18 protein-coding genes are annotated in these 16,974 nt (G+C 68.6%); 12 read left to right on the forward strand and 6 right to left on the reverse strand.

Annotation, left to right across the window (positions count from 1 at the left end; all coding sequences use genetic code 11):
* Positions 1–9: 9 nt before the first annotated feature.
* Both ACYVOK_RS28630 and glmU read right to left on the reverse strand, forming a co-directional pair.
* A complete protein-coding gene (locus tag ACYVOK_RS28630; protein ID WP_460665659.1) occupies positions 10–990 on the reverse strand; it encodes a ribose-phosphate diphosphokinase in 981 nt (326 codons plus the stop codon).
* A 13-nt stretch (positions 991–1,003) separates the two neighbouring features.
* On the reverse strand, positions 1,004–2,497 hold the full coding sequence (glmU, locus tag ACYVOK_RS28635) for a bifunctional UDP-N-acetylglucosamine diphosphorylase/glucosamine-1-phosphate N-acetyltransferase GlmU (RefSeq protein ID WP_460665660.1): 1,494 nt from the start codon (positions 2,495–2,497) through the stop codon (positions 1,004–1,006).
* Between the two features lie 333 nt (positions 2,498–2,830).
* Between glmU and ACYVOK_RS28640 the strand changes: the two genes are divergently transcribed.
* From ACYVOK_RS28640 to ACYVOK_RS28650, 3 genes are all read left to right on the forward strand, one after another.
* Complete coding sequence (locus tag ACYVOK_RS28640) at positions 2,831–3,160, forward strand: VOC family protein (protein ID WP_460665661.1); 330 nt, start codon at positions 2,831–2,833, stop codon at positions 3,158–3,160.
* 32 nt (positions 3,161–3,192) lie between these two features.
* Entirely contained in the window at positions 3,193–3,672 is a 480-nt protein-coding gene (locus ACYVOK_RS28645; protein WP_460665662.1) for a cupin domain-containing protein, read from the forward strand.
* A 64-nt stretch (positions 3,673–3,736) separates the two neighbouring features.
* Positions 3,737–4,078: a hypothetical protein gene (locus ACYVOK_RS28650; protein WP_460665663.1), complete on the forward strand. Its 342-nt coding sequence runs from the start codon at positions 3,737–3,739 to the stop codon at positions 4,076–4,078.
* Between the two features lie 199 nt (positions 4,079–4,277).
* Here ACYVOK_RS28650 and ACYVOK_RS28655 read toward each other — a convergent pair whose 3' ends face one another.
* Positions 4,278–4,715 carry a hypothetical protein gene (locus ACYVOK_RS28655; RefSeq protein ID WP_460665664.1) on the reverse strand — a complete coding sequence of 146 codons (438 nt, stop codon included), beginning with the start codon at positions 4,713–4,715 and terminating at the stop codon, positions 4,278–4,280.
* Positions 4,716–5,146: 431 nt separating this feature from the next.
* On the opposite strand from ACYVOK_RS28655, the gene ACYVOK_RS28660 reads away from it, so the two are divergent.
* The 3 genes from ACYVOK_RS28660 to ACYVOK_RS28670 all read left to right on the forward strand — a co-directional run bounded on the left by ACYVOK_RS28660 (position 5,147) and on the right by ACYVOK_RS28670 (position 7,163).
* On the forward strand, positions 5,147–5,635 hold the full coding sequence (locus tag ACYVOK_RS28660) for a GNAT family N-acetyltransferase (protein ID WP_460665665.1): 489 nt from the start codon (positions 5,147–5,149) through the stop codon (positions 5,633–5,635).
* Between the two features lie 198 nt (positions 5,636–5,833).
* Entirely contained in the window at positions 5,834–6,157 is a 324-nt protein-coding gene (locus ACYVOK_RS28665) for a nucleoside triphosphate pyrophosphohydrolase family protein (RefSeq protein WP_460665749.1), read from the forward strand.
* 181 nt (positions 6,158–6,338) lie between these two features.
* Positions 6,339–7,163, forward strand: coding sequence for a DUF4111 domain-containing protein (locus tag ACYVOK_RS28670; RefSeq protein ID WP_460665666.1), 825 nt, complete (start codon positions 6,339–6,341; stop codon positions 7,161–7,163).
* Positions 7,164–7,297: 134 nt separating this feature from the next.
* Here ACYVOK_RS28670 and ACYVOK_RS28675 read toward each other — a convergent pair whose 3' ends face one another.
* The gene (locus ACYVOK_RS28675; protein ID WP_460665667.1) at positions 7,298–8,125 is read right to left on the reverse strand and encodes an alpha/beta fold hydrolase; all 828 of its coding nucleotides are present in this window, start codon (positions 8,123–8,125) and stop codon (positions 7,298–7,300) included.
* 784 nt (positions 8,126–8,909) lie between these two features.
* Between ACYVOK_RS28675 and ACYVOK_RS28680 the strand changes: the two genes are divergently transcribed.
* The 6 genes from ACYVOK_RS28680 (at position 8,910) to ACYVOK_RS28705 (ending at position 15,926) form a co-directional block, all read left to right on the forward strand.
* Positions 8,910–9,917, forward strand: coding sequence for an acyl-CoA desaturase (locus ACYVOK_RS28680; protein WP_460665668.1), 1,008 nt, complete (start codon positions 8,910–8,912; stop codon positions 9,915–9,917).
* Between the two features lie 68 nt (positions 9,918–9,985).
* Positions 9,986–10,627: a TetR/AcrR family transcriptional regulator gene (locus tag ACYVOK_RS28685; protein WP_460665669.1), complete on the forward strand. Its 642-nt coding sequence runs from the start codon at positions 9,986–9,988 to the stop codon at positions 10,625–10,627.
* Between the two features lie 76 nt (positions 10,628–10,703).
* Positions 10,704–11,918 (forward strand): sensor histidine kinase, encoded by a 1,215-nt coding sequence (locus ACYVOK_RS28690; RefSeq protein WP_460665670.1) that lies wholly within the window; start codon positions 10,704–10,706, stop codon positions 11,916–11,918.
* On the forward strand, positions 11,915–12,583 hold the full coding sequence (locus tag ACYVOK_RS28695) for a response regulator (RefSeq protein WP_460665671.1): 669 nt from the start codon (positions 11,915–11,917) through the stop codon (positions 12,581–12,583). The genes ACYVOK_RS28690 and ACYVOK_RS28695 overlap by 4 nt, the downstream gene beginning before the upstream one ends.
* Positions 12,584–12,682: 99 nt before the next feature.
* Positions 12,683–13,462, forward strand: coding sequence for an ABC transporter ATP-binding protein (locus ACYVOK_RS28700; protein WP_460665672.1), 780 nt, complete (start codon positions 12,683–12,685; stop codon positions 13,460–13,462).
* A gap of 1 nt (position 13,463) precedes the next feature.
* Positions 13,464–15,926, forward strand: coding sequence for an ABC transporter permease (locus ACYVOK_RS28705; protein ID WP_460665673.1), 2,463 nt, complete (start codon positions 13,464–13,466; stop codon positions 15,924–15,926).
* 1 nt (position 15,927) lies between these two features.
* Here ACYVOK_RS28705 and ACYVOK_RS28710 read toward each other — a convergent pair whose 3' ends face one another.
* Positions 15,928–16,113: a VOC family protein gene (locus ACYVOK_RS28710; protein ID WP_460665674.1), complete on the reverse strand. Its 186-nt coding sequence runs from the start codon at positions 16,111–16,113 to the stop codon at positions 15,928–15,930.
* A gap of 15 nt (positions 16,114–16,128) precedes the next feature.
* Positions 16,129–16,917 carry a methyltransferase domain-containing protein gene (locus ACYVOK_RS28715; protein ID WP_460665675.1) on the reverse strand — a complete coding sequence of 263 codons (789 nt, stop codon included), beginning with the start codon at positions 16,915–16,917 and terminating at the stop codon, positions 16,129–16,131.
* Positions 16,918–16,974 lie beyond the last annotated feature (57 nt).

Consider the following 16,974-nt stretch of genomic DNA (forward strand, 5'->3'; position numbering starts at 1 on the left):
CGGCCTGGGTCAGGCGCGGCCCTCGAAGAGGCTGGTCACCGAGCCGTCCTCGAACACCTCGCGGATGGCCCGGCTGATCAGCGGCGCGATCGACAACTCGGTCAGCTTGTCGAACCGGCGCTCCTGCGGGATCGGCAGCGTGTTGGTGACGATGACCTCGCTGGCCTGGCAGTTCTTCAGCCGGTCGACGGCCGGGCCGGACAGGATCGCGTGGGTCGCCGCGATCACCACCCCCGCCGCGCCGTCGGCGTACAGCGCGTCGGCCGCCTTGGTGATGGTGCCGGCGGTGTCGATCATGTCGTCGACCAGGATGCAGACCCGGTCCTTGACCTCACCGACGACCCGGTTCGCGACCGTCTCGTTCGGCCGTTCGATGTCGCGGGTCTTGTGGATGAACGCCAGCGGTACGCCGTTCAGCCGGGCCGACCACTGCTCGGCCACCTTGATCCGGCCGGCGTCCGGCGACACCACGGCCAGCTTCTGGTCGCCGTACTTGTTCTGCACGTACTCGCTCAGGATCGGCAGCGCCATCAGGTGGTCCACCGGGCCGTCGAAGAAGCCCTGGATCTGCGAGGTGTGCAGATCGACGCAGATCAACCGGTTCGCGCCGGCGGTCTTGAAGAGATCGGCCATCAGCCGCGCCGAGATCGGCTCCCGGCCGCGGTGCTTCTTGTCCTGCCGGGCGTACCCGTAGAACGGCAGCACCACGGTGATCCGCTTGGCCGACGCCCGCTTCAGCGCGTCGACCATGATCAGCTGCTCCATGATCCACTCGTTGATCGGCGAGGTGTGGCTCTGGATCACGAACGCGTCGCTGCCCCGGACCGACTCCTCGAACCGCACGTAGATCTCGCCGTTGGCGAAGTCGTACGCCGACGTGGGCACCAGGCCGGCCCCGAGCTGCTCGGCGACCTCCTCGGCCAGACCGGGGTGAGCCCGGCCGGAGAACACCATCAGGTTCTTCTCGGTGGTTCGCTTCATCCCGCTCATGGCCGGCCTCCCGTTACGCCTTCTCGCCAGTGTCGCCCACAGCGCCTTCGGCCGTCTCCGCTACGGCGTCCGACTGCTCTGCGGCCAGGGCCTCTTCCGCGGCCTTCGCGGTCTTGGTGCCGGCGCGCTTGCGGGCCACCCAGCCCTTGATGTTGCGCTGCCGGGCCCGCGCAACGGCGATCTCACCCGGGCCGACGTCCTCGGTCAGCGCCGTACCGGCGGCCAGGTAGGCGCCGTCCGCAACGGTGCGCGGGGCGACCAGCACCGAGTTGCTGCCGATGAACGAGTGCTTGCCGATGTGCGTCGGGTGCTTCGCGACCCCGTCGTAGTTGGCGAAGATCGTGCCGGCGCCGATGTTCGCGCCCTCGCCGATCGTCGCGTCACCGGCGTAGGTGAGATGCGGAACCTTCGCGCCGTCGCCGATGCTGGTGTTCTTGGTCTCGACGAACGTGCCGACCTTGCCCTTCACACCGACCTTCGTGCCGGGGCGCAGGTACGCGAACGGGCCGACCGAGGCCTGCGGGCCGATCTCCGAGTCCGATCCGTGCGCCCGGATGACGGTCGCCTGGGCACCGACCCGGACGTTGGTCAGTGTGGTGTCGGGGCCGATCGTGGCGCCCTCGTCGATGGTGGTCGAGCCGTGGAGCTGCGTGTTCGGCAGCAGGGTGACGTCGCGGGCCAGCTGGACGGTCTGATCCACCCAGGTCGTGTTGGGGTCGACGATCGTGACACCGTCGCGCATCAGCTTGCCGAGGGTACGGCGGTTCAGCTCGGCGCGGAGCGTGGCCAGCTGGACCCGGTCGTTGACACCCTCGGTCTGCATCGCGTCGGCGGTCACGTAGGCACCGACCCGCTTGCCGTCCGCCTTGGCGATCGAGATCACGTCGGTCAGGTACAGCTCGCCCTGCGCGTTGTCGGTGGTGATCCGGCTCAGGCCGTCGCGCAGCGTGGCCGCGTCGAACGCGTAGATCCCGGCGTTGATCTCGTCGATCTGCCGCTGCTCCGGCGTCGCGTCCTTGTGCTCGACGATCGCGGCGACGGTGCCGTCCTCACCCGGGACGATCCGCCCGTACCCCGTCGGGTCGGGCACCCGCGCAGTCAGCACGGTCACCGCGTTGCCCCGCTTGTCGTGCTCGGCGACCAGCTCCAGCAGGGTCTCGGCCTCGAGCAGCGGGACGTCGCCCGACGTGACGATCACCGAGCCGTCGAAGTCGTCCGGTACGGCGGTGAGCCCGGCGCGCACGGCGTCACCCGTACCCAACTGCTGCTCCTGGACCGCGGTCTTCACGCCGGGGTCGATGTCGTGGAGGTGCGCCTCGACCAGTTCGCGGCCGTTGCCGACCACGACGACCAGGTGTTCGGGGGCGAGGGCACGGGCGGTGACCACGGCGTGCCCGACGAGACTGCGCCCGCCGATCTCGTGCAACACCTTCGGGGTCGCCGATTTCATCCGGGTTCCCAGACCGGCGGCCATGATCACGACCGCCGCGGGACGTTGGGAAGTCACGCGGTCTTCTCCTCGAGTTCCCTGCGAGTTTCTGGAACCAGTATCAGCATGGACACTCGAAACGGTGCCCGCGCAAGCCTACTTGCTCTCCCATCCCCCGCCCGCACCCGCCCAGAGGCACCACGTGACCGGCCTCACTCACCGCGTGCGCCCGCCGTACCGCCACCGCTTCACCTCCGGCCGGCCCGGAGTTCGTCCGTACCGCCTGAAGTTCCGGACGGGAAGCGTCCGGAACCGGTTCTATCGTGGCTTCACAAGGCCAGAACCACACCATCCTGCGCATGACCGCCACCCCCGCCTGACAAGACCTGGTGAGCCACAGAAGGAGCTGTCATGAGTCTGTCTCTCGGAGCCGTCGTGCTGAACGTCCCGAACATCCACCGCTCGGCATCCTTCTGGAGCCAGGCCCTCGGGTACGAAGCTCGCCCGGACAACCCGGCGTTCCTCGGACCGCGCAGCGGCGCCGGCACCCGGCTCCACCTCGACGAAACCGACCGCACCCACCTCGACCTGTGGGTCGACCGCACAACCTCCGACCTGGAGACCGAGGTGGAGCGCCTGATCGGGCTGGGGGCACGGCGGGTCGACTGGGACTACCCGCCGAACGCCGACTTCGTCGTACTCGCCGATCCGGGCGGCACCCTTTTCTGCGTCATCGAGTGATACTGGCTGGAACCGGCGTTCGAGGAGGGGCGATGTCTGGTTCGATCGAGCCGTTCGCGGTGGGGGCCGAGGACGGCAGGCAGCTGATTTCTCCGACCGGTGCGGAGGTCCGAATCATGGCGCGGACGCCGGAGACCGGCGGGGCGCTGACCGTGATGGAGATCGTGAGCCCGGCGAAGGACGGGCCGGCCGTACACGTCCACTCGCGTGAGGACGAGGTCTGGTACGTGGTCGAGGGCGACTACCGGTTCCGGGCGGGCGACGCGAAGTTCCGGGTTTCGGCGGGTGGGATGGCGTTCGGGCCGCGCGGCGTACCGCATGCGTTCCAGAACCTCGGCAACGAACCCGGGAAGCTGCTCATCATCACCGCGCCATCCGGCCTGGAACGGTTCTTCGAGGACTTCCACGCCCTGCTCCCCGGCCCCCTCGACCCCGACGCACTGGCCACCGTCGGCCAAGCCAACGGCATCACCTTCGTCGGCCCACCCCTAGCAGTCTCCGACCCCGTCTGAGAGGTGATCGCCGGCCACGACAACCGCATCGTCTCGACCGCGCCGGCGGTGCGAGGATGGCGGCGTGCGTTCCTCTTCGGTGCAGCGGAAGGAAGTTCTGCGAACGGTTGCCGAGCTCGTACCCGAGGCGGTCGGCGCGGACTGTGTGCGGGTGGGCGTCGACGGAGTGGACGGTTCAGGCAAGACCACGTTCGCCAATGAACTCGCCGACGTACTCCGAAACCTCGGCAGGTACGTCGTACGCGTATCCGTGGACGACTTCCACCACGTCGCAGCATCAGATACCGGCGCGGGCGTCAATCACCCGAGGGATTCTGGCTCGACTCGTTCAACTACGACCGCCTCCGCGCCGACGTACTCGAACCCCTCGGCCCAGGCGGCTCCCGCCCCACAGCCCACGACCTGACCACCGACCAGATCCTCACCCCTCCCTACGAACTCGCCCCCGCATACTTCGCGGAGTTTGAGCGTCAGCAATCGAGAGGTCAGGGACAGGCCGACCGGCGGTGTTTGCGACCGCATGCTCGCGACACTGCACGGTGTGGCGCGGATCTCGGACGGTCCCTGTTCGGTGGCTCAGATGAAGTGGGCGGCGGAACGGCGCGTTACGTGTCGTACCCGAGTCCGTCCCAGGGTTCGTAGTACGCGATGAAGTCCCCTGGCTCGATGTTGATGGAGTATTCGCCGCCGGACCGGTAGACCACCCAGCCAAAGGTCACACCGTCGACCTTCTCGGTGAACGGCTCGACCTCGATCGGCTCCAGGACGTACTCGCCGAGCTCGGCCAGCCGGGCCGCGACGAGCTCCTCCGCGCCGGCCGAACCTGCCTGACCTGGGGGCAGCCCCGCACGGCGAGCAACCTTGTCGACCCGCACCTCGTCGAACGTGCCGTCGGCCTTCCACAGGAACAGCCCGACATAGGCCGCCCTTGCATCGAACAGTTCGTCGCTCAGGAAGAACTTCCGCCCGTCCTCGGCGGTCCCGGCGTACGGCACGTGATAGTCATCAGGCACGATCGTGAAACGCGCAGGAGCTTGGCCCACGGCACCTCCTCCACTCACAGCCGTCGACGACGGCAACCTTGTCGGACCCGCCGCCGTTGCCGACGGCTCGTCCGGCCTCGACGCACACCCGGCCAGTACGACGACCATCACAAGCGCGACCACCCACACCACGCCCCGACGCAGCACCAAGCGAGCCGCGGCTCCCCTCGCCCGCCGCGCAACCATCGACTGACTCACGGCGCACAACCTACGGGCCCGACGCCATTCCCCGAACCCGTTCTCGGACCACCGTTATCGGACCGTCTCTTTCCTGCGTGAGAACGGCGCCCAACAATGCGCCCGCCGCAGTGCAAGCCACCACGACGTGTGCGCATCCCACCCGCCGAAGCTACAGCTCGTCGACTGCCTGGGCGGCAGACGGGCAGTGGAATCCTGTGGCGGCACTTGCGCACCGGTGACAAGGTGATCTCATGCCCGACGTCGTGCTTCCGCTGACGGTCAGAGATCTGACCGCCGAAGATCTCCATCCGGGGTTCTCCGGCTGGTCAGAGACTCACCTCGAGGGAACATTCCGGGCGCTCGACCGGGCGAAGCTCGGCGAGGTCGACTTTCTCGCGGTCTGTCCGCCTTCAGGCATTCCCGTGGCTACCGGCGGCGTGGACTACGCCAAGCCGTCAGGTATCGCAGTGCTCTGGCAGCTTTCGGTTGATCGGCCGCTGCGTTCCTGTGGCATCGGCACAATTCTCGTTCAGGCGCTGGAACAGCGCATCCGCCGCCGCGGCCTCACCTGGGCCGAACTGGGAGTCGACGAGAACAAACCCCGCCCCCGCGCCCTCTATGAGCGCCTCGGGTACGTCGCCACCGGTCGCGAACCCGCCGCCTGGAACGAGCAGGCGCCAGACGGCACAATCACGCGCTACGAAACGATCATCACGGTCATGCGCAAGAAGCTCGCATAGCCCCTCTCCAGTCCACCCGAGTTCGTCGGACCGATCGGGAGCACTCACCCGACCACACGCTCACGACATCACAGGGTCTGACAGCACGCCGTACGTCGCCGCTGCACCGCATCCCGGAACTGAAGACAGCGCGCCGTCAGAGGCACCGTCCGAGGCGGCGGCGGCCCGCGTCGCCCGGCCTATAGTGACGCCGTGGATATGAACGATTATCAACAAGCAGCCCTTCGCACAGCTGCACCAAAGGAGAAGCACAACGAACTGTTCCACCTTCTGCTCGGGCTCGTGGGTGAAACAGGAGAGATCGCCGAGAAGGCCAAGAAGATCGTCCGCGACAAGAACAGCGATTTTTCTCAATGGGACCTCGAAGATCTCAAGAAGGAACTCGGTGACACGCTGTGGTATGTCGCTGTCATCGCGGACCACTTTGACGTCCAGCTCGAGGATGTTGCTCAGCTCAACATTGCGAAGCTCGCCGACAGGCAGAACCGAGCGATGCTCGGCGGCAGCGGCGACAACCGTTAGTAGTCCAGCCGTAGACCGTGATCCACGGCTGTAGTACTAACTGGGCACCGTCGATGGGGAGGGACGCACTGACCGCATACGATGCGTCGCCGGACAGTCCGCAAGGTCGGCCAACTGGTGCCGGCCTTGCTTGTCTTCGCCGTACTTGGTGCCTTTCCGGCAGGAAACAGAGGAGAAACTCGTGACGCTCCCGGCCCCGGTCCAGGACCTGTGCGACCGCTTCCTGTTGCTGGCCGAGCGGGAGCTGCCCACGGGACTGCTGACCGGGCTCTATCTCCATGGCGGGGTGGTCTTCGGCGAGTGGGCGCCGCGGGAGTCCGACGTCGACTTCCTCGCCACGCTCGCCCACCGGCCGGAGCCGGCGGAGGTGGAGGCGCTGCGGGGCGTGCACGCACGGATGGCGGCGTACTCCCCGATCCGGTTCGACGGGCCGTACGTGCTCGCCGCCGACCTGGCGTGCGACCCGCGCACGCTGCCGCCGGTGCCGGAGATGATCCACACCGGGCAACTCGAGACGATCGCCTCGCCGGCGCGGATGATCGTCTGGCACGAGCTGGCCCGGGGCGGCATCACCGTCACCGGTCCAGAGCTGTCCACGCTTCGGGTATGGACTGACGAGGCCGCGCTGCATGACTACACCGTGGGCAACCTCGACACCTACTGGCGCCGCAACGCCGAAGGCCTGGTCCGGGCGACCCCTGGCGACCTCCCGGCGGACGAGCGCGAGCGCGACTATCTGCTCTCGCACTGCATCCTCGCCTCTGTGCGTCTGCATCACCTCCTGGTCACCGGCGAGATGACCGCGAAGTCGCGCGCCGGCCGCTGGGCACTGACCCACTACGACGAGCGCTGGCACCGGGTGCTGGCCGAGGGTCTGCGTCTGCGCGACGCCACCGGCTCTTCCGGGTACGCCGACCAGGCGGACCTGCTCGCGGACGTCCGGGACTTCCTTACGCACGTCGTGGAGACCACCACCGGCAGACCCGTCGCCCCTGCCGACGCCTGACGACGATCCATCCGGTTCGCGACGGCGGGTGAGGCGGCTCGGTCGCCCCGCGACATCGGGCCGAGCCGGGCAGCCGGTGCCCGCGGCTGATTTCCGGACGGCGTGGGTCGCGATCCGGAGCTACGGCTGGAGTACTAACGGCCGACGAGCCAGCGGATCAAGCCTTCCTCGGTCGCAGAGTGGTCTCCGATATGGCCACCGGGCGACCAGACCGGCGCGGCGCCCGGAATCCCGGCAACAAGCCACTCCGTATGCCGGCGAGGAACGGACTCGTCCTCTGTTGCGGCCATGACCCGAGTCGGCGCCTTCACCTGGTCGAGCCGGAAGCCCCACGGGGACACCAGAGAGATGGCGTCGTCGACGTAGCCACCCGGCCCGTTCGCCACCCCCTCTCGAAATGCCTCCAGCAGCATCTCGCGGAGCTCCCCAGACACGTCAGGCAGCGGGTCCGGACCGTCGAGCCAAGCGACCAGGTCTCGATACTCATGTTCGACGATCCACGCCTCGCCGCGTTCGGTGTCCTTCCACTCGCGCACATCGTCGTCCGACATACCGGCGAAGAAGTCCAGGTCCGAGGCGGTGTAATCGGCGACCCCGAGTTCAGTCGCACACCGTGTCACCCGCTCCGGCAGCAGCGCAGCCACGGCGAGCGCCCGCGGTCCGCCCGCGGAGATTCCGAGTACCGCGAACTCGTCGATCCCGAGCCTGTCCGCTATCAACATGACATCCTCGGATGCGTCCGCGACCCGAAGGCCAGGACGACGCGTCGACTGCCCATACCCGGGCCGATCGTAGGTGATCGCCCGCACCTGCTGCCGTTCGTAGACACCGCCGATGTGCCGCAGATACCGGCTGCCAGGCGCACCGTGCAGCACGAACAACGGTCGCCCATCCGGCACACCCCACTCCGCGAACGCGATGGTGCGTCCGTCCGGTGCCGTCACATAGGCCGTTCCTCCCATCAGCCCACCCCCAAACTGCACTGTACGACCCGATGGCCGTCCGAGTGGTTCAGCGAAGTGAGGCCGTGCCGCGAGGCGAGGCCGCGTGGTGGAACGCCACTGCACCAAGCCATGCCCATGAGTTGCCAACTACCTCCGCTACTTCCGCCGACACCCTCCCCTCAGAGGTTGTGGTGAGGAGCCCCCGTAGCGCCCGAAGGCACGCCACCACAGCGGCCGGCCGGTGAGACCCCTCCAGCGTGAGTTCCACTCGACCACAGGCAGACGACGCCACGTGGCGGTCGACAAGCGGGCGACAGCACGCGCCCAAGGGTGGGCGGGAGCGGCGGCGAGCACGGCGACGCAGGAGCCGCGCGTAGCGCCGCGTGGGGATACAACCACCACAGCAGCCGGCCTGAGCCGGGTCCACGGTGAGCTCACTCGACCAAAGGCCCCCGACACCACGTGGCGGTCGACCAAGCGGGCGACAGCACGCGCCCAAGGGTGGGTGGGAGCGGCGGCGAGCACGCGACGACAGGAGCGGGCGTAGGGGCGCGTGGGGAATCCGCATGGAGTGGCGGGACCCGCAGGCGGGGCCTGCGGGTCCGGGGGCTCCCCCGCCTGGTTTCGATCCAGGTCTTCGAGATTCAAAGTCTCGCGGGCTGCCGAGTACCCCACGGGGGATCGTGGTCGCCGGGACAGTTTGCCATGGAGTGGGGTGATCGACACGCCAGGGGTTCCTTACCTACGGCTCCGTAGGTTACGGTGGCGTAGGTAAGCAGGACTCCACCCGAGGGAAAACGCCATGACTCCACCCCCCGTAGCAGCACCGGAGGCGCCCGTCCGGGCCCAGCAGGTCGACGACTTCGACGTCGACACCGGAACGCTCGGAGGTGAGCAGAAACGCCCCTGGGAACAGGTGGCACTGGGGTTGTTCATCGGCATCCCGTTCCTGGCCGTGTTGGCCGCCGTGCCGATCGCCTGGGGCGGGTTCCTGGGCTGGCGCGACATCGTCATCGCGGTGGTGTTCTACACGATCGCCGGCCACGGCATCTCGATCGGCTTCCACCGGCTGTTCACGCACAAGTCGTTCAAGCCGAACCGGCCGATGAAGTACGCGCTGGCGATCGCCGGCTCGCTGGCGATCGAGGGTCCGGTGATCCGCTGGGTCGCCGACCACCGCAAGCACCACAAGTTCTCCGACCGCGACGGCGACCCGCACAGCCCGTGGAAGTACGGCACCAGCCTCGGCGCGCTGACCAAGGGGTTCGTGCACGCGCACATCGGCTGGCTGTTCGACACCGAGCAGACTCCGCAGCGGCAGTACGCGCCGGATCTGCTGAAGGACAAGGACATCGTCAAGGTGTCCCGGATGTTCCCGCTGCTGGTGACGATCTCGCTGCTGGCGCCGGCCGTCATCGGTGGACTGTGGTCGTGGTCGATCGAGGGCGCGCTGACCGCGTTCTTCTGGGCCAGCCTGGTCCGGATCGCGCTGCTGCACCACGTCACCTGGTCGATCAACTCGATCTGCCACACGATCGGCGACCGGCCGTTCAAGAGCCGGGACAAGTCCGGCAACGTGTGGTGGCTGGCGATCCTGAGCCAGGGCGAGTCGTGGCACAACCTGCACCACTCGGACCCGACCTGCGCGCGGCACGGCGTACTCAAGGGCCAGCTCGACACGTCGGCGCGCTGCATCTGGTTCTTCGAGAAGATGGGCTGGGTCAGCGACGTCCGCTGGCCGGTGCGCGAACGCCTGGAGGCGCGCCGGGTCGACCCGAACGCCAGGACCACGCTGAAGGCGGCCGCCTGAGGCGTCACCGGAGGTAAATCGCCCACCGGCAACACCGAAGTACGGCATGATGCTGACGTGATCTCGACGTGACGGAACCCAAACCGCGGCGGTCCGGCCGGATCCGGATGACGAGTGCCGAACGTCGCGAACAACTCATCACCATCGCCCGCGGGCTCTTCGCCCAGCGGGGGTACGAGGCGACGTCGGTGGAGGAGATCGCGGCGCGCGCCGAGGTCTCCAAGCCGGTCGTGTACGAACACTTCGGTGGCAAGGAGGGCCTGTACGCCGTCGTCGTGGACCGTGAGGTCCGGGCGCTGCTCGACGGTGTCACCCAGTCGCTCACCGCCGGGCGGGCGCACGAACTCGTCGAGCAGGCGGCGCTGGCGCTGCTGGACTACATCGAGAACAACTCCGACGGCTTCCGGATCCTGGTCCGCGACTCGCCGGTCGGGTCGTCGAGCGGTTCGTTCATCTCGATCCTGAGCGACGTCGCCACCCGGGTCGAGCACATCCTGGCCGAGGAGTTCAAGCGCCGCGGCCTGGACCCGAAGAACGCGCCGATGTACGCCCAGATGCTGGTCGGCATGGTCGCGCTGACCGGCCAGTGGTGGCTGGACGCCCGCAAGCCGAAGAAGCCGGACGTGGCCGCGCACCTGGTCAACCTGGCCTGGAACGGCCTGTCCGGCCTCGAGGCCAAGCCGACCCTGTCCACGCGTCCGCACAAGTAACCCCAGACCCCGGTAGGACGCGACATCCTCCCGTGGCATGACCCCCGGCGGGGCGCTTCCCCGTACCCTGGCCCGCATGACGGGGATCCTCACCGCGCGGCCCGTGCCTGCCCGCAGCAAGGCGTTCGACCTGCTGCTCGCCGCCGCTCTGTGCATGTTCTTCGGCTTCCTGTCGCTGGCGATGGTCGGCGCGGGCGCCGCCGGCCCGCTCCGGGGCGCCCTGGCCGCCGTCCTCGGGTTCGGCATGCTGATCCCGCTGATCTGGCGCCGGACCCACCCCGAACTCGTCTTCTTCGCGGTGTCGTCGGTCGCGGTGCTGCAGTGGCTCGCCGGGGCCCAGTTGATGCCCGCCAACATCGGGCTGCTGGTCGCGCTCTACACGATCTCCGTGTACGGCGACGTGCGGTACAGCCGGATCGCGCTCGGGATCGGCGGTCTCGGCGTCCTGATGGCGACCGCCCGCTACTACGGCAACAGCGACTGGCGTCAGCAGGTCACGATGATGGTCGCCTTCGGCGCGGTCGTCTTCGGCGTCTGGGCCTTCGGCGAGCGCCGGCGTACCCGGGGCCTGTACGTCGCTCAACTCGAGGAGCGGGCCGCCCAACTCGAACGGGATCGCGACCGTGAGGCCAAGCTGGCCGTGTCCAACGAGCGGACCCGGATCGCCCGGGAGATCCACGACGTGGTCGCGCACGGTCTGTCGATCATGATCGTCCAGGCCGACGGCGGCCTGTACGCCGCGGACCAGTCGCCGGAGGCGGCGAAGAAGGCGCTCGCCACGATCGGCGACACGGGGCGCGCCTCGCTGACAGAGATGCGCAAGATGCTCGGCCTGCTCAAACAGGAGGAGCAACTCGAGCTCGACCCGAACCAGCCCCGGCCGCAGCCCGGTGTGTCGAGCCTGCCCGAACTGATCGAGAACGTCCGCGATGCCGGGCTCACCGTCGACTACGAGGTGACCGGTGAACCTCGGGATCTTCCGGCGCTGCTCGGCCTGACGGCGTACCGGATCGTGCAGGAGGGCCTGACCAACACACTGAAACACGCCGGGCCGGGAGCGCGAACCTCCGTCCGGCTGGACTTCGGGCGCGAGATGCTGACCGTGGTGGTCACCGACGACGGCCGGGGTGCCGGGGTCGCGCCGAGTTCGGATCCGGGTCACGGCCTGGTCGGAATGCGGCAGCGGGCCTCGATCTCCGGCGGTACGGTGAACGCCGGACCGAAGGCGGGCGGCGGTTACGAGGTGATCGCCAAGCTCCCGTACCACCTGCCCACTGGAGGCGAGCAGTGACGGACGATGTGATCCGGGTGTTTCTGGTCGACGACCAGGAACTCGTCAGAGCCGGGTTCACGATGCTGGTGGACTCCCAGGCCGACATGCGGGTGGTCGGTCAGGCGGGCGACGGCGGTGAGGCGATCGAGAAGATCCAGGTCACCGCGTGCGACGTCGTCCTGATGGACGTCCGGATGCCGCGGCTGGACGGGGCGGAGGCCACCCGCCGGCTCCAGTCGTTGCCGCAGGCACCGAAGGTGATCGTGCTGACCACCTTCGACCTGGACGAGTACGCCTTCGCCGCGATCAAGGCCGGCGCGGCCGGCTTCCTGCTCAAGAACACGCCGCCGGCCGACCTGCTGTCCGCGATCCGGCAGGTGTACTCCGGTGACGCCGTGGTCTCCCCGAGTACGACGAAGCGGCTGCTGGAGCACTTCGCCGGATCCCTCCCCGACACCGAGACGGAGCGTCCCGACCTGGCCGAGCTGACCGCCCGGGAACGCGAGGTCCTGGTCGAGGTCGCCCGCGGCCTGTCGAACACCGAGATCGCCCGCCTGTTCACGTTGTCCGAGGCAACGGTCAAGACCCACATCGGCCGCATACTGGCCAAGACTGGCCTCCGCGACCGGGTCGCGCTGGTGGTCCTCGGCTACGAAACGGGCCTGGTGAAACCCCAGAAGTAATACCCAGGTACTACGTCGACTGCAGTCTGCGGTCCGACGAGATCCGCGGCTGAACTCACTAACTTCGTGGCCAACGACAACGTCGAGCTGAGGAGTGAGATGAGTTTGCAGACCGGTGAGCTTGCGGTGGGACGGCTGCCGCAGGACGGGGAGCCGCGGACGGCGATCCGGGCGCACGAGCTGCGCAAGGTGTACGGGCAGGGTGACACCGCGGTCGCCGCGCTCGACGGCGTCTCGGTCGACTTCGGGGTCAGCCGGTTCACCGCGATCATGGGCCCGTCCGGTTCGGGCAAGTCGACGCTGATGCACTGCCTCGCGGGCCTGGACACCCCCACCAGCGGTCAGGTGCTGCTCGGCGAGACCGAGCTCACACAGCTCCGCGACGCCGAGTTGACCAGGATCCGCCGGGATCGGGTCGGCTTCGTGTTCCAGTCCTTCAACCTGCTGCCGATGCTGTCGGCAAAGGACAACATCCTGCTCCCGCTGGAGCTCGGCAACCGCAAGCCCGACCAGCAGTGGTTCAGGACGCTGATCGACGTACTCGGGCTGGAGGACCGGCTGACGCACCGGCCGTCGGAGCTGTCCGGCGGTCAGCAGCAGCGCGTCGCGGTGGCTCGCGCGCTGATCGGCCGGCCGGAGGTGGTGTTCGCGGACGAGCCGACCGGCAACCTCGACTCGCGGTCGGGCGCCGAGGTGCTCGGGTTCCTGCGCCGTTCGGTGCGCGAGTTCGGCCAGACGGTGGTCATGGTGACCCACGACCCGCTGGCCGCGTCGTACGCCGACCGCGTCGTGATGCTTGCCGACGGCAAGCTCGCGGGCGAGCTGCTGGAGCCGACGCCGGAGACCGTGCTCGACGCCCTGCGGCAGCTGGGGGCCTGAGGTGCGACGCTCCATCCTCTCCTCGCTGCGCGCCCACCTGGGCCGCCTGATCGCCGCCTGCCTGGCGATCGTGCTCGGGGTCGGTTTCGGCACCCTGGCCCTCACCGCGCACGCGTCCGCGTCGAACGGGGTCGACGAGACCATCGGCGCCCAGTACCGCGGCGTCGACACGTTCGTCTATCCGGAGAACGCGGAGATCACCCCGGCCGACGTGGCACAGTTGAAGAACCTCCCGCAGGCCGACTCGGTCGTCACGTACATCAGGACGTACCTGACCGCCTCGTTCCCCGACCTGGTTCGGCCCGCCGGTCTCACCGTCGAGGCGCTGTACGACAGCACCCGCATCGCCGGTCCCGGTACGTCGTCCGGCCGGTTGCCGACCGCAACGAACGAGATCGCGCTGCCGGCCAAGCTCGCTGCCAAGCACAAGATCTCGGTCGGCCAGTCGCTGCGGATCAACGCGTACACCGGCAGGTCGTGGACCGTGACCGTGGTCGGCCTGCTCGACGACTCCAAGGTCGTCGGCCCGCCGGCGGCCGTCGCGACGCCGGCCGCGGTGAAGACGTTCGAACCGGACGCCTTCACCCGGGGTGTCGGGATCGCCGCGAAGCCCGGCGTCGACCAGCAAACCCTCGCCACGGCAGCACGGGCCGTCCTTCCCGGTGAGCTGGCGGTCTACACGGGTGAGGCGTGGATCGACCGCGAGGTGAAGAGCTTCACGAACGGCATCGACGTACTCGGTGGCGTGTTCGGCATGTTCGCCGTGATCGCACTGTTCGTCGCCTGCCTGGTGATCGGCAACACCTTCACCATCGTGATCGCCCAGCGCACCCGCGAGATGGCGTTGCTGCGCTGCGTCGGCGCATCCCGCAAGCAGGTGTTCTCGTCGGTCCTCGCCGAAGCGTCCGTGGTCGGGGTGATCGCGTCAACTGTCGGTGTGGTCTTCGGTGTGGCGCTTTCCGCGCTGGCGCTCGCGCTGGCCCGCGAGTTCGACTGGGGTCTGCCTCCGGTCACGCTGCACCTTGATCTCCGGTCGCTGTTCGTACCACTCGTGCTGGGTACCGTGGCCACCATTGCGGCTGCCATCGTACCGGCTCGCCGGGCGACGAAGGTCGCTCCGCTCGCCGCTCTGCGGCCGGAGGCTGCTCCCGCGGCGGCGTCGAAGGCCGGCGTACTGCGGCTGATCCTCGGCTTCCTGTTGCTGGCCGGCGGAGGCGTTCTTCTGACCGTCGCTGCCTCCTCGCACCAGGTGCTCGTCGGAGTCGCCGGCGGTGTGCTCTCGTTCCTCGGCATACTGGCGGTCGGATCCCTGCTCGTGCCCGCCCTGATCCGGCTGATCGGCATCCTGCCGGCCCGCAGCGGCGGGGTCCCGGCCCGGATCGCCCTCGCGAACGCCGTACGGAATCCGAAGCGTACGGCGGCCACCACGTCCGCACTGCTGATCGGTGTGACGCTGATCAGCCTCACCTGCGTCGGCATCGCGTCGGTGCGCAAGACGTTCGACGTGTCGATGGACGGGCAGTACCCGGTCGACATCATGGTCGGCGCATACAACGAGAAGATGCCGGCCGGTGCCGAGCAGCAATTGCGCGACATCAAGGGCATCACCCAGGTCGTCCCGGTCAGCCAGGTCAGGATCACCACCGGTGGCCAGGAGCTTCCGGTGACCGGGATCGACCAGGCCGCGGCCGGGTCCGTCGTCCACAACCCGTCGCTGGCCGCGCAACTGCAGCCGGGCAACGCGCTGCTGGACTCGCAGACGATGAACATGCTGAGCCTCGAGGACGGCAGCCAGGTGACCGTCGTGGCCGGAGGTCAGAAGCTCACCCTCACGGCCCATCGGGCGAACGGGCTGGATCCGATCACGATCACCTCGGCCGACCTGCGCAAGTTGTCGCCCACTGCGTCGACCACCGGGTTCTGGCTGGCTTCGGATCCGAAGGCGGACGGTTCGGCGGTGATCGACGCGGTCGAGCAGTCCATCCCGACCGTCAAGGAACTCTCGGTCAGCGGCGGGCTGGCCGAGCGCAGCAGCTACACCGAGATCTTCGACGTCCTGCTGATCGTCGGAATCTGCCTGCTCGGCGTTTCGGTGCTGATCGCGCTCGTCGGCGTCGGCAACACGCTCAGCCTGTCCGTGCTCGAACGGACCCGCGAGAACGCGTTGCTGCGAGCGATGGGGCTCACCCGCCGCCAGTTGCGCAGCATGCTCGCGGTCGAGTCGTTGCTGATGGCACTCGTGGCCGCCGGCCTCGGGATCGCGCTCGGCCTGATCTACGGCTGGACCGGGACCAGCGCGTTGATGGGCGGTCAGGTGGTCGACGGCAGCGTCCAGTACGCCGTACCCGTGAGCCTGCTGCTGGCCATCGCCGCGGTCGCCGCAGTGGCCGGCCTGCTGGCCTCGGTCCTGCCGGCTCGGCGGGCGGCCAAGGTGGCACCCGCCGGAGCTCTGGCGACCGAGTAGCTCAGACGATCTCGACCCTGTTCCCGTGGCCGTCGGCGGTGTGGAACCGCCGGCGGCCCTGGATCGTCTCGTTGTCCCACGTCACGGGATAGCCCAGCTTCTCGAGCTTCGCGGCCAGCGCATCCAGGTCGTCCACCGCGAACGCGGGGTGCGCCTTCTTCGCCGGGCGGACACGACACCTGCACATGGTCCAGGCGCATGCTCACGCCTCCTTCTTCCGGGCGACGGCGAAGATCCGGCGGAACGGCAGCAGCGTCCCGTAGTCCTTCTGCTGGTAGACCTTCGCCAGCCGAGCGCCGTACTCGTCCTCGAACCGCTGACGCAGGTCGTCCGGCAGCGACTGCAGCACGGGCCGCGCGCCGGTCCCCTTCACCCACTCCAGTACGGCGTTGTCGCCCTGCAGCAGGTGGTAGTACGTCGTCTCCCACGCATCGACGACACACCCCTCGGCGCTGAGCACGTCGACGTACGTGTCCGGACCCGGGACTTCAGGGCGCAGCGAGGCGTTCTTCGCGTACTGCGCGTACGGCTCGGTCGCGGCCAGGTCGCGCAGGATCGCGTGCGACGGGGCGTGGCCGTTGCCGGGGATCTGGATCGCGAGCCACCCACCCGGGCGCAGGGCCCTGACGAAGCCGGGCAGCAGGTCGAGTTGCTCCGGGATCCACTGCAGGACGGCGTTCGTGACGATCACGTCCAGCGAGCCGGGCTCGGCGGTCCACTCGAGCAGGTCGCCGACCTCGAAGGTGAGCTTGTCGTCGGCGTACTGCTGCGCCGCCTCGATCATCTGCGGCGAGCTGTCGATGCCGCGGATGGTGGCCTCGGGCCACCGCTCCCGCAGCGTCGCGGTCAGGCTGCCCGGACCGCAGCCGAGGTCGACGACCGTGCGTACGGCGTCCGCCCGGATCCGGCCGACCAGATCCGCGAACGGGCGTCCGCGCTCCTCGGCGTAGGTGCCGTACTGCCGCGGACTCCAGACCGGTGACGTACGCATGGTGCCGCCTCTCCCCGAGGATTTATCTTGATGTCGAGATACTGTAGACCTGCGAGT

Source organism: Kribbella swartbergensis (assembly GCF_054784135.1).

Excerpts from the sequence above, each read along its gene's own strand:
- ACYVOK_RS28630 (WP_460665659.1), bottom strand. The coding sequence starts at position 990 with ATGAGCGGGATGAAGCGAACCACCGAGAAGAACCTGATGGTGTTCTCC.
- ACYVOK_RS28640 (WP_460665661.1), top strand. The coding sequence starts at position 2,831 with ATGAGTCTGTCTCTCGGAGCCGTCGTGCTGAACGTCCCGAACATCCAC.
- ACYVOK_RS28645 (WP_460665662.1), top strand. The coding sequence starts at position 3,193 with ATGTCTGGTTCGATCGAGCCGTTCGCGGTGGGGGCCGAGGACGGCAGG.
- ACYVOK_RS28660 (WP_460665665.1), top strand. The coding sequence starts at position 5,147 with ATGCCCGACGTCGTGCTTCCGCTGACGGTCAGAGATCTGACCGCCGAA.
- ACYVOK_RS28665 (WP_460665749.1), top strand. The coding sequence starts at position 5,834 with ATGAACGATTATCAACAAGCAGCCCTTCGCACAGCTGCACCAAAGGAG.
- ACYVOK_RS28675 (WP_460665667.1), bottom strand. The coding sequence starts at position 8,125 with ATGGGAGGAACGGCCTATGTGACGGCACCGGACGGACGCACCATCGCG.
- ACYVOK_RS28680 (WP_460665668.1), top strand. The coding sequence starts at position 8,910 with ATGACTCCACCCCCCGTAGCAGCACCGGAGGCGCCCGTCCGGGCCCAG.
- ACYVOK_RS28690 (WP_460665670.1), top strand. The coding sequence starts at position 10,704 with ATGACGGGGATCCTCACCGCGCGGCCCGTGCCTGCCCGCAGCAAGGCG.
- ACYVOK_RS28700 (WP_460665672.1), top strand. The coding sequence starts at position 12,683 with ATGAGTTTGCAGACCGGTGAGCTTGCGGTGGGACGGCTGCCGCAGGAC.
- ACYVOK_RS28710 (WP_460665674.1), bottom strand. The coding sequence starts at position 16,113 with ATGTGCAGGTGTCGTGTCCGCCCGGCGAAGAAGGCGCACCCCGCGTTC.
- ACYVOK_RS28715 (WP_460665675.1), bottom strand. The coding sequence starts at position 16,917 with ATGCGTACGTCACCGGTCTGGAGTCCGCGGCAGTACGGCACCTACGCC.